Below are 14,248 nucleotides of genomic sequence, written 5' to 3'. Positions count from 1 at the left end.
GTGAAGATGTTCACGCAGCAACGCTTAATCAATATCGGAACATCCGGGGGCTTGGGGTCCGACAAACTTGCACGTCAGGCGTTTGACGCTCGAATTGGTGCCAAACAAGGCCAGGCAAGTCACTTTAAGTGACAGCTTGTAACTTAAACATTGGAAAGGACGACTTGGGAGAGGCTTCCCAGGGTTAAGACCTTGCGGAAGCAAGCAGCCTTTGCAGCGTCCGCACTGTCGAGCCATCGGCCACCCCATCGACCAGGCGCGGTCGGAAATGCCGCTGAAACGCCTCGACGACGATCTCCGTCTGCCGGTCGAAAATGCCTGATATCTCGACGCCGTAGCCATAGAGTGCCAGCATCGACTGCAACGCCTCGACATCGGAACCGGTGTCGCCGGCCTTGAGCAGGGCCCCATGCCTGACGGGTGCAGCCGCCACGAAATGGCCGACACCGGCCTCGAACAGCGTCCGCCACGGAAACTTTTCGCCCGGATCGATCTTGCGTCCCGGCGCCACGTCGGAATGGGCCAGCACCCGCTCGGCGGCAATCGAATGCCGACCAGCAATCCCGGCGCACAGGCGGATCACCGCATCGATCTGCCGCCTGGGAAAACCGGGATAGCCCAGCGAGTGTCCCGGATTGACGATCTCGATGCCGATCGAGCAGGAATTGATGTCGGCGCGCCCGAACCACGAACTCTTGCCGGCATGCCAGGCGCGGTCGCTCTCCCGGACCATCTGCACGACGTGGCCATTCTCGTGGACCAGATAGTGCGACGAGACCTCGCTGGCCGGGTCGCACAGCCATGCCTCGGCGCCGGCGCCGGTCGGCATGCCGGTGTAATGCAGCACGATCATATCGGGTTTGAGCGTGTCGCGCCGCGGACCGAAATTCGGCGATACCCTGACCTCGGCGCTAGGCTCGTCGGGCCGGAAGCCGCTCATGCGTGCCGCAGGCCCCGCTCGATCATCTCATAGGCGGCGTTGATCGCCGCCACCCTGGTCGTTGCGATCTTGATGAATTCCTGCGGCAGGCCGCGCGCGATCAGCCGATCCGGATGATTATCGGAGACCAGCTTGCGATAGCGCTTTCTGACCTCTTCGAACGGCTTGCCGCGTTCGATGCCGAGCACGACATAGGGGTCACCGGCGCCAAGATTGACATGCCGCGCCATGATGCTTTCGTAATGCGCCTCGTCGATGCGGAAAATCTCGGCGATACGGTGCAGGAAGACGCCTTCGTGCTCATGCACCAGGCCGTCGGCCTTGGCGATGTGGAACAGACCGTCGAGTATGTCTTCCAGCATCACGCAATTGGAATGCCCCGAGCCGCACAGTTGCGCCATCCGCTCGGCATAGGTCTCGAAACCGGCCACGTCGCGCTGGGCGAGATCGAACAGCCGCGCCACATTGCGCGTCTCTTTCGGCGGCACCTCGAATATCTCCTGGAAGGCACGCACCTCATCTTGGGTCACAATGCCATCGGCCTTGGCCATCTTGGCCGACAGCGCGATCATCGCCACCGAGAAAGCGACCCGCCGGCGCAGATCGGCGTCGCCGGAGAAAACCGTGCGCACGGCTTCGACCACGTCGGCGACACCCGACGAGGCTGAGGATGAAACCCGTGTGATGAACTCGCCAAGGCGATCCCAAATCGACATGGCCTGCTTCTTAGTGCCACCGCCCCCCGCTATCAAGCCGGGACAGTGCCGCAGCCCGGCGCAACCTAGGGTGCCAGACAATATGAGAAAGGCCAGCGCACAGCCGGCCTTCCTCATTCATCACACGAGTACTGTTTTGCTGACTACTGCGCGGGCGCAGGAGCTGGTGTTGCCGGAGCCGGCTCGACAGGCTTCTCGGGTGTGATGCTCTTCGTGGTCGAGTTGTCCGTTGCCGGAGGCGTTGCGGCCGGCGGCGTGGCTTCCGGCGTCGCCGGCTTCATCGGCTCTTCAGCAGCCGGTGGATTGGTGCTCTGGGTGGTGGTGTTGTCCTTGCCGCTATCGCTGCAGGCTGCAACGCCCAGCAAGGCCAAAGCGGAAACGGACGCGAGAATGAGCTTTTTCATAAGATCTCTCCTTCAATACGCGTTCACGTTACGGTGAACGGTCGAACAGGAAATGCATCAGACAGCCATGAGTTTCGTAACGTTGCGTTTCCGCATGTAACATCGTCTGGCCCGTTTGCGATTGCCGGCCAGACAACGGCGAACTAACAGGATGCGTTGAACCGATCGAACTGAAACGTGCCAGGAGCTGCCATGACCGCGAAGTGGGATTTCTGGATCGATCGCGGCGGCACCTTCACCGATGTCATCGGCCGCGACCCGCATGGCGGGCTGCATCCCCGCAAGCTTCTCTCCGAAAATCCGGAAGCCTACGCCGATGCCGCCATCCAGGGCATCCGCGATCTTCTCGGCCTGTCCGCCGGCGGCACGATCCCGTCCGGCCTGATCGGCGACGTCAAGATGGGCACCACGGTCGCCACCAATGCATTGCTGGAGCGCAAGGGCGATCGGGTCCTGCTGCTCATCACCAAGGGCTTTCGCGATGCGCTGAAGATCGCCTACCAGGCGCGCCCGGACATCTTCGCAAAGGAAATCATCCTTCCCGAACAGCTCTACGAGCGCGTCATCGAGATCGACGAGCGCGTGCGCGCCGATGGCCGCGTCGAACGGTTGCTCGACATCGCCGCCTGCCGGCCAGCGATCGAGCAGGCGAAAGCGGATGGCATCGATGCCGTCGCCATCGTCTTCATGCACGCCTGGAAATATCCAGATCACGAGAAGGCGGTGGCAAGAGTTTGCCGGAAACTCGGGTTCAGCCAGGTTTCCGTTAGCCACGAGGTCTCGCCGCTGATCAAGCTGGTCGGCCGCGGCGACACGGCCGTGGTCGACGCTTATCTGTCGCCGATCCTGTCTAGATATGTGCAACGCGTGGCGGGTGAAATGGGCACCGCGCCAATCCCCCCCACAAGGGGGGAGATCGGCCAGTCCCCTCGTCTCATGTTCATGATGTCTTCCGGCGGCCTTACCGCTGCCGATATGTTCCAGGGCAAGGACGCACTGTTGTCAGGGCCGGCCGGCGGCGTTGTCGGCATGGTCGAGACGGCGAAGCTCGCCGGCTTCGACAAGGTCATCGGCTTTGACATGGGCGGCACCTCCACCGATGTCGCCCATTATGACGGCGAATATGAGCGCGCCTTCGACACAGAGGTCGCTGGCGTGCGCATCCGCGCGCCGATGATGCGCATCCACACCGTCGCCGCCGGCGGCGGCTCGATCCTCCACTACGAGGCCGGCCGCTTCCGGGCCGGACCTGACTCGGCCGGAGCCAATCCCGGCCCGGCAGCGTATCGCCGCGGCGGCCCTTTGGCCGTTACCGATGCCAACGTCATGCTGGGCAAGCTGCAGCCCGATTTCTTCCCGGCGATTTTCGGGCCCGGCCAGGACGAACCACTCGATGTCGAGGCCGTGCGAACAAAATTCACCGCACTGGCCGCCGAAATCGGCGATGGCCGCACGCCCGAGGCTGTCGCCGAGGGCTTCGTCACCATCGCCGTGGAAAACATGGCCAACGCCATCAAGAAGATTTCCGTCCAGCGCGGCTATGATGTCACCGAATATCTGCTCAATTGCTTCGGCGGCGCCGGCGGACAGCATGCGTGCCTGGTCGCCGACGCGCTCGGCATGGAGGCGGTGCTGATCCATCCCTTTTCCGGCCTGCTGTCGGCCTACGGCATCGGCCTGTCCTCGGTCTTTGCCTCGCGCCAGCAGGCGCTGCTGAAGCCTCTTGCAGAAGAGTCCAGAACCGAGATCGGCAACCTCATCGCCAGCTTGAGAAAGGCCGTCATCGCCGAGATCGCAGCGCAAGGCATCGCCGAGGATGCGGTTGCCTCGAAACCGGTGCTGCACATTCGCTATGACGGCACCGACACGACTTTGCCCGTGAACTTCGAGGAAGACTCGATTTTTCAGGCCAGGCGCGATTTCGAAATCGCCCACAAGGCGCAATTCGGTTTCGTCTATGACAACAAGCCGATGATCGTCGAGACCGTCGGCGTCGAAGGCACCGACACCGGCGGCTCCGGACGCGACGAGAGTGATTCAGCGCTCGAAGACATCGCCGCAAACCCTTCGGAGATTCGAAAAATCTTTTCCGACGGCATCTGGCGCGACGCCGGCAGCGTCCGCCGTGAAACGCTCAACCCCGGGCACAAAGTCGCCGGCCCTGCGCTGATCATAGAGCCGAACCAGACCATCGTCGTCGAGCCGGGCTGGCAGGCCGAGATCACCGCCAAGAACCACGTGCTCTTGCGCCGTATCGAGGAGAAGCAGCGACAGGCGGCGCTCGGCACCAAAGCCGATCCAGTGATGCTGGAAGTCTTCAACAACCTGTTCATGTCGATCGCCGAGCAGATGGGCGTGACGCTGCAGAACACCGCCTATTCCGTCAACATCAAGGAGCGGCTGGATTTTTCCTGCGCCGTGTTCGACCGCAACGGCGCGCTAGTCGCCAATGCGCCGCACATGCCGGTGCATCTGGGCTCTATGGACCGTTCGGTCGAAACCATCATCCGCCTGAATTCCGGTGATATCCACCCCGGCGACGTCTTTGCCCTCAACGCGCCGTACAATGGCGGCACGCATCTGCCCGATATCACGGTGGTGACGCCGGTTTTCGACGATATCCAGCAGAAGATCCTCTTCTGGGCAGCCTCACGTGGCCATCATGCCGATATCGGCGGCACCGCCCCAGGCTCGATGACACCGCTGGCCACCACCGTCGACGAGGAAGGCGTGCTGTTCGACAATTTCCGCATTGTCGATCGCGGCCGCTTCCGCGAGAAGGAGCTGGAAACGCTGCTCACCGACCACCGCTGGCCGGCCCGCAATCCGCACCAGAACATCGCTGATCTCAAGGCGCAGATCGCCGCCAACGAAAAGGGTGTGGCAGAGCTCCGCAAGATGGTCACGCATTTCGGCCTCGATGTCGTCGAAGCCTATATGGGCCACGTCCAGGATAACGCCGCCGAAAGCGTGCGCCGCGTGCTGGAGCGGCTGACGGACGCTTCCGAATATGAATATCCGACCGACACTGGCCAGGTCATCAAGGTGAAGATCACGGTGGACCGGCAAAAGCGCGAGGCGACGGTCGATTTCACCGGCACCTCGCCTGTCATGAAGAACAATTTCAATGCGCCCGAGCCGGTCGCCCGCGCGGCTGTCCTGTACGCTTTCCGTGTCATGGTCGAGGACATGATCCCGATGAATGCCGGCTGCCTGCGGCCAATCAACATCATCATTCCCGACGGCTGCATGCTCAAACCCGCCTACCCCGCCGCCGTCGTCGCCGGCAATGTCGAGACCTCGCAGCACGTCACCAATGCGCTGTTCGGCGCCATGGGCGCCATGGCCAACGCGCAAGGCACCATGAACAACCTGACCTTCGGCAACAAGACATACCAGTATTACGAGACGATCTGTTCCGGCTCGCCCGCCGGCCAAATGAACTCCGGCCGCGGTTTTGCCGGCACCTCTGGCGTCCACACCCATATGACCAATTCGCGCCTCACCGACCCCGAAGTGCTGGAACTGCGCTTTCCCGTTCTGCTCGAGGACTTCCACATCCGGGAAGGTTCCGGCGGCAAGGGCAGATGGAGCGCCGGCGACGGCACCAAACGCACCATCCGTTTCCTCGAGAAGATGGAATGCGCGATCCTGTCCTCGCATCGCAACCGCCCGCCGCAAGGACTGGACGGCGGCGGCGACGGCGAGGTCGGCTCGACCAAGGTCCGCCGCAAGGATGGCACGATCGAAATGCTGAAAGCCTGCGACCAGACCGTGCTTCAGGCCGGCGATGCCGTCATCCTGACGACGCCGACGCCGGGGGGATTCGGACGGCAATAAGCCGCTCCCGGGGCTGCAAGCCGGCTGCTGTCATCCATCTGTCATCGCCGAGCGCTACCCGCTTGCGGCAAAGCAAATGGGGAATTATCTTGCCATGACGGACGTTTCCGCAGATCTGGTTTTTCGCCGCGGCAAGGAAGTTGGAAAAGCCGTCTACCAGAACCGCCCGCTGTCGAAGGCCGGCATTTCGGAGCGGCTGTTCGCCTTCCTGTTTTCCGGCCTCGTCTATCCGCAGATCTGGGAAGACCCCGATGTCGACATGGAGGCGATGCAGCTTGGCCAGGGCCACCGCGTCGTCACCATCGCCTCGGGCGGCTGCAACATCCTCGCCTACCTGACCCGCTCGCCGGCACAGGTCGACGCCGTCGACCTCAACGCCGCGCACATCGCGCTGAACCGCATGAAGCTGGAGGCCGTGCGCCACCTGCCATCGCAGGGCGACCTGTTCCGCTTCTTCGGCGCCGCCGACACCAGCCACAATTCGCAAGCCTACGACCGTTTCATCGCGCCGCATCTCGATCCGGTCAGCCGTCACTACTGGGAGCGCCGCAACTGGCGCGGCCGCCGGCGCATTGCTGTCTTCGATCGCAATTTCTACCAGACCGGTCTGCTTGGCCTGTTCATCGCCATGGGCCACCGCACGGCCAAATTCTTCGGCGTCAATCCAGCCCGTATGATGGAAGCCAGGAACATCGGCGAACAGCGCCGCTTCTTCGATGAGGAATTGGCGCCGGTTTTCGACAAACCGCTGCTGAAATGGGCGACGTCGCGCAAGGCCTCTTTGTTCGGCCTCGGCATTCCGCCGGCGCAGTATGATTCGCTGATCACCTCCGGTGACGGCACCATGGCCAGTGTGCTCAAGGCCCGGCTGGAAAAGCTGGCTTGCGATTTTCCGCTGAAAAACAACTACTTCGCCTGGCAGGCCTTCGCCCGGCGGTATCCGAACCCCGGCGAAGCCGCCCTGCCCGCCTATCTCGAAAAGCAGAACTACGAGACCATCCGCGGCAATGTCGACCGCGTCGCCATCCACCACGCCAATCTGATCGAATTCCTTGCCGGCAAGGATGCAGGCGCGGTCGACCGCTTCATCCTGCTCGATGCGCAGGACTGGATGACCGATGACCAGCTCAATGCGCTGTGGGCGGAAATAACCCGCACGGCATCCGCCGGCGCCCGCGTCATCTTCCGCACCGCCGCCGAGCCCAGCCTGTTGCCCGGCCGGGTCTCCAGCTCGCTGCTCGACCAGTGGAATTATCAGGACGAGGTTTCGCGCGAATTCTTGGCCCGCGACCGCTCCGCCATCTATGGCGGCTTCCACCTCTATGTGAAGCGTGCCGCATGAGCACGACCGAGCTGCCGGCCGGCCATGCCGAATTGATGGACGGCGTCTACCGCTGGCAGCGCCACATCTACAACCTAACCCGCAAATACTACCTGCTTGCCCGCGACCAGTTGATCGCCGGGCTCGACGTACCGCCCGGCGGCACCGTGCTTGAGCTCGGCTGCGGCACAGGCCGCAACATCATCCTGGCCGCCCGTCGCTATCCCGGCGCACGCTTCTTCGGCCTCGACATTTCAGCCGAAATGCTGGAGACGGCTGGCGCCGCAATTGCCCGCGAAGGCTTGTCCGGTCGTGTCATGCTGGCAAGGGGTGACGCCACCGCTTTCGATGCGGGCGCGCTTTACGGTGTCGAACGGTTCGACCGCATCTTCGTGTCGTACTCGCTGTCGATGATCCCCGGCTGGGAGGAGACGGTTTCGGCGGCACTTGCAGCGCTGGCCCCCAGCGGTTCGCTGCATGTCGTCGATTTCGGCCAGCAGGAAGGCCTGCCGGGCTGGTTCCGGGCGATGCTGCGCGGCTGGCTCAAGAAGTTCCACGTCGCCCCGCGTGAATCACTGCGCGAGATTCTGGAATCGGAATCTCGGCTTACCGGCGCAACCTTCCGTTTCCGCACGCTTTATCGCGGCTATGCCTGGCTGGCCGTGGTCGGGCCGCGTCAAGAGAGCTAATGTAGCGCCGTCACCAGTGCCCCCACCATGGTCTGCGGCCGGTAGCCGAGCTTGGCCGGCGTCAGGCCCAGCCGCACCACCACCAGTTGCTCCGAGGGCATGATGGTGACCGTCTGCCCATCATGGCCTTCCATCCAGTAGGTGTCCCTGGGCAGACCCGCCGCGACGCCGGCGCCGGGGCTGTCCTCGTCGCCCGGTGCCTCGATCCACAACTGGCCCTTGCCGTAGACTTTCGAGGCCGGTGCCGGCTCCCGCATCCAGTCGACGAAGCCCGCCGGAAGCACCTGGTTGCCGTTCCACACCCCGTCTTGCAGCAGGAACTGGCCGAAGCGCGCCCAGTCATGCGCGGTCGCATAGAGGTAGGACGAGCCGACAAAAGTGCCCTGCTCGTCGGTCTCCAGCACCGCGCTGTGCATGCCGAGCGGCTCGAACAACGCCGTTCGTGGCCACATCAGCGCCTTGGCCTTGTCACCGATCGCCTCCTGCCAGAGGCGCGACAGCATCACCGCGGTGCCGCTCGAATAGGAGAACACCTTGCCGACCTCGGCGGTCAGCGGCTTGGATTCGGCGAATCCCGCCATGTCGGGTTCGAGATAGAGCATGCGCGTGACGTCGGCGACGTCGCCATAGTCCTCATTGAACTCCAGCCCGCTCGACATCGCCATCATGTCGGCAAGGCTGATCGCGGCGCGCCCATCCGCCTTCCAAGGCGCAAACAGCCCCTTGTCGGTGATGGCCATCTTGCCGTCCTTGACCAGCGTGCCGATGATCGCGGCGTTCACCGTCTTGGTCATCGACCAGCCGAGCAGCGGCGTCTTTGCCGAGAATCCCGCGCCATAGCGTTCGGCAACGACGCGGCCGTTCTTGACCACCACCACCGCGCGCATGCCGGTGCCGGTCAGTGCCGCGTCGTCGAGCAGCTTGGCAATCACCGGATCCTGTGATGCTTCGACGCGTTCGCCCTCCGGCCACAACGCGTCCGCGCTGATCGCCGACGGCTCGGCGTGGACAGTCGTCCGCCGCGCCTTGCCGACATCGCCATCCGGAACCGACGCGCAGCCCAGACCGTCGCGCGCAACGGCAAGGCTTTTGCCAAGGAACCCAAGTAACCCTGCCGAAACCGTTCCCCTGTTCTTGTCCACGGAGACCCGCATCAAGCGCAGCAGCGGGTGCCCGGGCGCCTGGACGTCGACCGCGAGCACCTCATTGGGATCACGCCCGGCGATGAAGACGTTCGAGCAGACGATCTTGGCCGAATAGCCCGAGCCGACGCGGATCAATTCGGGCGGCGCGACGTAAAGCCAGGCAAACAGCGCGGCGATCGCCAGCACGGCTAGGCCAAGCAGCCATTTGACGATCTTGACGACGATCCGCATTTGTTTCCTCCCAGGCCTCTGCCTGACGCCTTTGTCATCGATTTGCCGCCATTGCTTCCGCAAATCGCTATGCTTGTCGAGCGCCGTCAACCTGATATCAACCATGTTCGGCGATCACAGGCGGAACGGGCGATGCTGTGGGGCGATCGCTCGTAGGGGGCCAACGGCCAGCCATCAGTGCACTGACCCATCAGGGACCGGCTGAATCCGGCTCGGGAGTTGCGATGCGCCGTCTTGCGGCCCTTTTCATGCTGACGCTGCTTGGCGCATGCTCGACCGTGGACGATCTTTCGCCGCTGTCGCCGTCCGTGTCGAGCAGCCCGACTGTTGCCGTGCGCGCGCCGCGCTTTGCCGATTCCAAGCCGCATGAATGGGACAGCGGTGCGCCGTGGAACTATGCTGTTCACGGCACCGACGTCTCGAAATACCAGACCTCGGTCGACTGGCCGGCGGCCAAGGCCAGCGGCATCTCCTTCGCCTTCATCAAGGCGACCGAGGGCGGCGATCGCTTCGATGAATACTTCAACGAGCATTGGGCTCGCACGAAAGCCGCTGGCGTTCCGCGCGCGGCCTATCATTTCTTCTATTTCTGCACGCCCGCCGCCCAGCAGGCGCGCTGGTTCATCCGGAATGTTCCCGCCGACCGCTCGGCGATGCCGCCGGTCCTCGACATGGAGTGGAACCCGAAATCGCCGACCTGCAGGCTGCGTCCCGCTGCGGCCACGGTGCGCGCAGAGATGGCCACCTTCCTCGAAATCGTCGAACGGCACTATGGCAAGAAGCCGATCATCTACACCTCGGTCGACTTCTTCGACGACAACGAGCTGTCGACCTTCCGTGGCTACCCCTACTGGCTGCGCTCCGTCGCCGGCCATCCGCGCGAAAAATACGGCAGCCACCCCTTCACCTTCTGGCAGTACACCGGAACAGGCATCGTTCCCGGCATGACCGGCAAGTCCGACATCAACGTCTTCAACGGCAGTGAAGCCGCATGGAACAAGTGGTTGCGGCAGAACACCCGCTGACACCGGTTCAACGGCACCGAAGCCGCCTGAACGAGTGGCTACGGCAGAACACCCGTTGACACCGGGCTTGCCGCCTGCTTTTCGACACTGCCAGCGGCAAACAGTGCAGCCGCCGGTAATTTAGGGTGTTGGGCTTCCGAGGGGGCACGACAAAGCCCTCATTCGTTTCGAAAGGAAGCCGATGCGACTGCGTTCCCAAGCCCTCGCGGCGCTGTTCTTGTGCGCCACGACCTTGCCGGCGATGGCGCAGGAATGCGGCGGCGACTTCGAAGCCTGGAAGCAGGGCGTGGCGGCGGAAGCCAAGGCGGCCGGTGTCGGCGTCGTGGGTCTCGACGCGCTGGAGGATGCCACCCTTGACGACAAGGTCCTGGCGCGTGACCGCGCCCAGGGCGTCTTCACCCAGACCTTCATCGAATTCTCCACCCGCATGATCTCGGCCTACCGGCTGAAGCAGGGCGCGGCAAACCTGAAGAAATACGCAGACGTCTTCGCCCGTGCCGACCAGCAGTTCGGCGTCCAGGCACCAATCATCGCGGCCTTCTGGGCGCTCGAGACCGATTTCGGCGCCGTGCAGGGCGATTTCCACACGCTGAGCGCCCTGGTGACGCTGTCCCATGATTGCCGCCGCCCGCAACTGTTCCGGCCGCAGCTGGTGCCACTTCTGGAATTGATCGATCGCGGCGTGGTGCCGGCCGATGTCAGGGGGGCCTGGGCCGGCGAGATCGGCCAGACGCAGATCCTGCCTTCCGACTATCTGGCGCGCGGCGTCGACGGCGACGGCGACGGCAAGGTCGACCTGCGCGGCAGCGTGCCGGATGTGATCATGACCACCGCCAACAAGGTGCTGTCGCGTGGCTGGAAACGCGACGAACCCTGGATCGAGGAAGTCCGCGTCCCCGACGACATGCCGTGGGATCAGACCGGGCGCACCAACAAGCTGCCGCTGACGCAATGGGCGCAATGGGGCGTCACCTACCCCAGCGGCGCACCGCTGGTCGACAACGGCCTGAAAGCGGGCCTCGCCCTGCCGATGGGACGCAAGGGACCAGCCTTCCTCGCCTACGACAATTTCGACGTCTATCTCGAATGGAACCAGTCCTTCACCTACGCGCTGACTGCGGCCAACCTCGCCGCCAGGCTGGCGGGCGCGCCACAGTTCGATCCGCGCAATCCCGAGACAGGTCTCAACAACGATCAGCTGAAGGCGCTGCAGACGAAGCTGGAAGCCAGGGGTTATGACGTCGGCACGGTCGACGGCATCCTCGGCACCAACACCCGCGAAGCGATCCGCAAGGAGCAGATGCGCCTTGGCCTGCCGGTGGATGGCTGGCCGACGCCGGACCTTTTGGCGAAGCTTTGAATGAGCGAATAGTAAGTAGTGAGTAGCAGGTAACCTTCGTTCCTGCCGACTCAGCAAATCTTCTCTATTCCCTATTCGCTAGTCTCTAGTCCGCCATCGTCTCCAAGCTCGCAAACCCTTGCGGCGCGTCGCCCTCGTCGAACGGCGTCGTCACCTCGACGAAGGTGTCGGGATAAAAGCCGTTGAAGCGGGTCCGCAGCGACAGCGAATAGGCGCCGATATGGCCGATCTCGATCCAGTCGCCGGTGTCTACTGTTTCCGGCAGCCAGAACGGCCGCGAGAGGATGTCGACGGAATCGCAGGTCGCGCCGCAGACCTTGAACGGTACGATGTTCTTTTCCTCGCCATTGCGCGAGCGGATCGCCGGATCGGGGATGAAGCGCGCCGGCAGCGTGATCTTGCCGGTCCATGAATCCGACAGCGACGCCCAGATGCCGTCATTGATGTAGAGCCGCTTGCCCTTGCGCAGCAGCACCCGCACAATCAGCGACAGGCAGCGCGCCACGATCACCCGGCCGGGCTCCGCCACCAGCGGTATTTGATCGAACTGATATTCTTTCAGGTCACCGGATAGCCGCGACATGATCTGGCCGAGCGACGGCATCTCGATCTGCTTGCGGTTCGGGTCGTGGCCGTACTCGGCTGGAAAGCCGCCGCCGACGTCGAGCCCGGCAATGTCGAAGGTCAGCCGGTTGCGCACCCAGTCGGCCGAGGCCAGCGCTCGCTCATAGGTGTCGGGATCCTCGATCTGGCTGCCGACATGGAAACACAGGCCGACCTTGTAGCCGGTGCGGTTCAGCCGCTCCGCCAGTTCGACCGCATAGGCCGGTCCGGCGCCGAACTTCTTCGACAGTTCGTAGGCGGCAAGCCCCTTGGTCTGCACCCGCACGAACACGGTGATTGCGCCCGGATCGATGTCGAGCGCCCGCACCACCCGCGTCAGCTTGGTGATCTCGTCCTCATGGTCGAGCGAAATGACGCGGATGGCGTACTTCTCCAGCGCCAGCTTGATGTCCGACTGCGCCTTGACCGGATGCATGTAGAGCATCTCGGCATCGGCAGAGACCGCGCGCACGGCGGCGAACTCGCCGGGCGACGCGACGTCGAAAGCGGTGACGCCGGCCTCGACCAATGCCTTGAGCACGATCGGCTCGCCATTGGTCTTGACCGCATAGGCCGTCTTGCCGGGGAACATGCCCATGAACTGTCTGGCATCCGCCATCAGCACCTGTGGGCGGAAACAATAGACCGGATCGTCCGGGCGAAGCGCCAGTGCCGCCTCGCGGGCATTCTCGAATCGCTGCATGGACGAATCCTCACCTCGGCTGCGCACAATTAATCCAAGCTAGCGGCTAATGAAAACAATTCTGTGTCTCGCGGCGCTGACGCAGCGGCGCTAGGTCCTGGCAGTACGTTTGCCATCACTCAGGTTTCGGGTGGCCCTTGTCGATGGACCCGATATGGCTTCTGCCTGACCGGCTGGCATTGAGGCCGTCTGGGAGGACGATTGACATGGCAATGATCGCGACATCAGCACAACGCGGGCCGATGGTGCTCAAGGACTGGGGGCAGCTCCTGCTGCTCGGTGCGATCTGGGGCGGTTCGTTTTTCTTTGCCCGCATCGCGGTGGCGGAACTTCATCCGCTGGTGCTGGTGCTGTTTCGCGTTGCCATCGCGGCGATTGCACTGCAGCTGTATCTCGCCATCCGCGGACCGTCCTTCCGCCTCGCGCTTCCCCATGCCGGCCTGTTCTTCCTGCTGGCGTTCACCAACAACGTCGTCCCTTTCTCGCTGATCTTCGCCGGCCAGACCCAGCTTGGCGCCGGCGTTGCCTCGGTGCTCAACGCGACGACGCCGTTCTGGACGCTGATCCTGGCCAACGCGCTGACCAGCGATGAAAAACTCTCCTGGAACAAGCTCGCCGGAATAGCGCTCGGCATCGCCGGCACGGCGGTGATGATCGGCCCCGGCCTGCTTGCCGGGCTCGGTGGCCCGGTCTGGGCCAAATTCGCGCTGATCGGCGCCTCACTGTCCTATGCCGTGGCGCTGATGGTCGCCCGCCGCTTCAAGGGTGTGCCCTCGCCGGTCATCGCCACCGGACAATTGACCGCCTCGACCGTCATCATGATCCCGATCGTACTCTTCACCTATGGTCCGGCGGGCCTGTTCTCGGCTTCGCCGCCGGTCTGGGCGGCAGTGCTGGCGCTGGCGCTTTTGTCCACCGCCTTCGCCTATATCCTTTACTTCAACCTGGTCGCCTCGGCCGGCGCCACCAATGCCTCGCTGGTCACGCTCATCGTGCCGGCCAGCGCCATGCTGCTCGGCTTCCTGTTTCTCGGCGAACGGCTCGAACTGTTCGAAATCGGTGGCGTGGTGCTGATCGCACTTGGCCTCGTCACCATCGATGGGCGATTGTTCGGAAGGCGTTAGGACGACGCGGTAGCGCTGCCATGACACGGGAATGACACACCGCCGCCATAATTTGTTCACAGGTCTGAAGCGGGTTTTTGCCGAAGAGTTTCAATGCTTAACGGCAAAAGGCGGGTCGCAAATCCCACAATCACGTCGCAATGCAGC

11 protein-coding genes are annotated in these 14,248 nt (G+C 63.4%); 6 read left to right on the top strand and 5 right to left on the bottom strand.

Annotated features, from left to right (window positions below; all coding sequences use genetic code 11):
* Positions 1-184: 184 nt before the first annotated feature.
* The 3 genes from AC1RZR_RS17475 to AC1RZR_RS17465 form a co-directional block, all read right to left on the bottom strand.
* Entirely contained in the window at positions 185-940 is a 756-nt protein-coding gene (locus AC1RZR_RS17475) for an N-acetylmuramoyl-L-alanine amidase (protein ID WP_477274554.1), read from the bottom strand.
* Positions 937-1,656 (bottom strand): TerB family tellurite resistance protein, encoded by a 720-nt coding sequence (locus AC1RZR_RS17470; RefSeq protein WP_477274552.1) that lies wholly within the window; start codon positions 1,654-1,656, stop codon positions 937-939. Before AC1RZR_RS17470 ends, AC1RZR_RS17475 begins: the two co-directional genes overlap by 4 nt.
* A gap of 143 nt (positions 1,657-1,799) precedes the next feature.
* Positions 1,800-2,060, bottom strand: coding sequence for a hypothetical protein (locus AC1RZR_RS17465; RefSeq protein WP_111543647.1), 261 nt, complete (start codon positions 2,058-2,060; stop codon positions 1,800-1,802).
* A 192-nt stretch (positions 2,061-2,252) separates the two neighbouring features.
* On the opposite strand from AC1RZR_RS17465, the gene AC1RZR_RS17460 reads away from it, so the two are divergent.
* The 3 genes from AC1RZR_RS17460 (at position 2,253) to AC1RZR_RS17450 (ending at position 7,910) form a co-directional block, all read left to right on the top strand.
* On the top strand, positions 2,253-5,900 hold the full coding sequence (locus AC1RZR_RS17460; protein WP_481825410.1) for a hydantoinase B/oxoprolinase family protein: 3,648 nt from the start codon (positions 2,253-2,255) through the stop codon (positions 5,898-5,900).
* A 94-nt stretch (positions 5,901-5,994) separates the two neighbouring features.
* Entirely contained in the window at positions 5,995-7,242 is a 1,248-nt protein-coding gene (locus AC1RZR_RS17455; RefSeq protein ID WP_481825409.1) for a BtaA family protein, read from the top strand.
* Complete coding sequence (locus AC1RZR_RS17450; protein ID WP_481825408.1) at positions 7,239-7,910, top strand: SAM-dependent methyltransferase; 672 nt, start codon at positions 7,239-7,241, stop codon at positions 7,908-7,910. Before AC1RZR_RS17455 ends, AC1RZR_RS17450 begins: the two co-directional genes overlap by 4 nt.
* Here AC1RZR_RS17450 and AC1RZR_RS17445 read toward each other — a convergent pair.
* Positions 7,907-9,286, bottom strand: coding sequence for a serine hydrolase domain-containing protein (locus tag AC1RZR_RS17445; RefSeq protein ID WP_481825407.1), 1,380 nt, complete (start codon positions 9,284-9,286; stop codon positions 7,907-7,909). The genes AC1RZR_RS17450 and AC1RZR_RS17445 overlap by 4 nt on opposite strands.
* A gap of 224 nt (positions 9,287-9,510) precedes the next feature.
* Between AC1RZR_RS17445 and AC1RZR_RS17440 the strand changes: the two genes are divergently transcribed.
* Positions 9,511-10,311, top strand: a complete 801-nt coding sequence (locus AC1RZR_RS17440; protein ID WP_477274540.1) for a glycoside hydrolase family 25 protein — start codon at positions 9,511-9,513, stop codon at positions 10,309-10,311.
* A gap of 181 nt (positions 10,312-10,492) precedes the next feature.
* The gene (locus AC1RZR_RS17435) at positions 10,493-11,671 is read left to right on the top strand and encodes a lytic murein transglycosylase (RefSeq protein ID WP_477274538.1); all 1,179 of its coding nucleotides are present in this window, start codon (positions 10,493-10,495) and stop codon (positions 11,669-11,671) included.
* Between the two features lie 85 nt (positions 11,672-11,756).
* On the opposite strand, the gene AC1RZR_RS17430 is transcribed toward AC1RZR_RS17435, so the two are convergent.
* A complete protein-coding gene (locus tag AC1RZR_RS17430) occupies positions 11,757-12,977 on the bottom strand; it encodes an alanine racemase (protein ID WP_481825406.1) in 1,221 nt (406 codons plus the stop codon).
* Positions 12,978-13,183: 206 nt separating this feature from the next.
* Here AC1RZR_RS17430 and AC1RZR_RS17425 point away from each other — a divergent pair, with 206 nt between their 5' ends.
* The gene (locus AC1RZR_RS17425) at positions 13,184-14,101 is read left to right on the top strand and encodes a DMT family transporter (protein ID WP_481825405.1); all 918 of its coding nucleotides are present in this window, start codon (positions 13,184-13,186) and stop codon (positions 14,099-14,101) included.
* Positions 14,102-14,248: the final 147 nt, after the last annotated feature.

It is taken from the genome of Mesorhizobium bavaricum, assembly GCF_056781655.1.
This window is presented reverse-complemented; position numbering and strand designations above follow the sequence as displayed.